The 1,468-nt window shown below is 39.2% G+C and carries 3 protein-coding genes; all 3 read left to right on the top strand.

Annotated features, from left to right (window positions below):
• The coding region (locus tag KIV41_RS24645) for an IS3 family transposase (protein WP_285337850.1) at positions 1-178 on the top strand (178 nt) is incomplete at its 5' end.
• 55 nt (positions 179-233) lie between these two features.
• Positions 234-674 carry a GNAT family N-acetyltransferase gene (locus KIV41_RS24640; protein ID WP_252040538.1) on the top strand — a complete coding sequence of 147 codons (441 nt, stop codon included), beginning with the start codon at positions 234-236 and terminating at the stop codon, positions 672-674.
• A gap of 127 nt (positions 675-801) precedes the next feature.
• Entirely contained in the window at positions 802-1,323 is a 522-nt protein-coding gene (locus KIV41_RS24635; RefSeq protein ID WP_252040536.1) for a hypothetical protein, read from the top strand.
• Positions 1,324-1,468 lie beyond the last annotated feature (145 nt).

The following is a 1,468-nucleotide window of genomic DNA, read 5'->3' as shown; positions in this document are numbered from 1 at the left end:
TGCGGTGATGGAGTCGTTCTACAGTCGACTGAAAGTCGAACTGATATACGCAGAAGACTATCAAACAGTCGAAGAAGCCCGAATGGGCATCTTCGAATACATCGAGGTATTTTACAATCGCAGAAGAAGACACTCAGCGTTGGGGTACATCAGCCCAGTTGAGTACGAAAGTATGTAGTTATGTACTGTCTACTTTTTGTGGGGTACACCAGTTTTCGACGGAAGTTGGTAGTATGAGCCTCGAATTAAGAAGTATAGACAAAACGAACTTCTATGAGATTTGCCAGTTACAGGTAGCTCAAAACCAGGTAAATCATGTTGATAGCAATGCTATTTCATTGGCTGAAGCAAACTTTATGAGTTTTCCTTGGTTCAAAGGTATCTATTCTGACAATAATCCAATTGGCTTTGTTTTAGTAAACGCAGACACAGTTTCAGGTAAGTTTGAACTTTGGCGGTTCATGCTTGATAAGTCTCAACAGTCAAAGGGGTACGGGCGTATTGCTATTGATTTGTTGAAATCAACATTGGTTCATGAGTTTGGAATATCGGCTCTATACACAAGTGTTGTTACGGGTTCAGATAGCCCTCAAGGTTTCTACGAAAGTTGTGGTTTTGTATCAACAGGTCACTTAGTTGAAGGGCGTGAAATAGAGTTGCGTCTATCCCTTTAACACCAAACATAACAAAGCATTTAAGAGTGATTCGCAACGCTTGGCAGTTTCGCTTCGCTCAAGTATAGCCAAGCGCCGCTCACACCTTAATGCGGCGTTATGAATCACTTTGGTTAAGAGGTAAAAAGTGGCATACATAGAATATAATTGGGTAAAGAACGAACACCCTATAAGGTTTAGTGAATTTGCTTCTGACATGGGAATTAATCTTCGCACATTATCCTACGATAACGTAAAAGAGGATGTCTGGGATTGGATTGACTCTAAAATCCGAAGCAAGATTATGTCTGAGTTAGACTATGTGTGGAAAGATGAATTTGAAACGAGTTTATCTTCGGTTAATCAGGGAATCTACGTAATTACTATCGCGGAAAATTTAAGTATTGATTACGAAGGGAAACCATCAAAAGTACTTTATATTGGTCGTGGTCAACTGCGTGCGCGAATTGGTAATCACTTAAAGTTTTGGCTCAGAAATTTATCAGATTCTCTGCAAGATATAGCTATACACGTTTGGATGACTGAAGTGAAAGTTCGAGGAAACAGTGATGCCTATAAAGATGTAGAATCAGACTTAATCTCACATTTTTATGAAAAATTTGGTATGTATCCGTTGAGAAATGCCAAGTTTGGTGACTGGCATGAGTGAATCCATGATTATCACAAGGATTGGAATCTACCACTTAGAAACCCAACCAGTATTAAATTGGGATGGTCTATACGTCCCTTGGAAAGTAATCCTTGGTATAAAAATTTGGTGTTGGACGACTGATTCATAACAAACTGTTTAAAAG

This window comes from Vibrio sp. D401a (genome assembly GCF_030248515.1).
In the GTDB taxonomy this organism is placed as follows: Bacteria; Pseudomonadota; Gammaproteobacteria; order Enterobacterales; family Vibrionaceae; genus Vibrio; species Vibrio rotiferianus.
This window is presented reverse-complemented; position numbering and strand designations above follow the sequence as displayed.

What these genes read in the sequence shown, in the direction of transcription:
- KIV41_RS24640 (WP_252040538.1), top strand. Translation starts at nt 234, where the DNA reads ATGAGCCTCGAATTAAGAAGTATAGACAAAACGAACTTCTATGAGATT.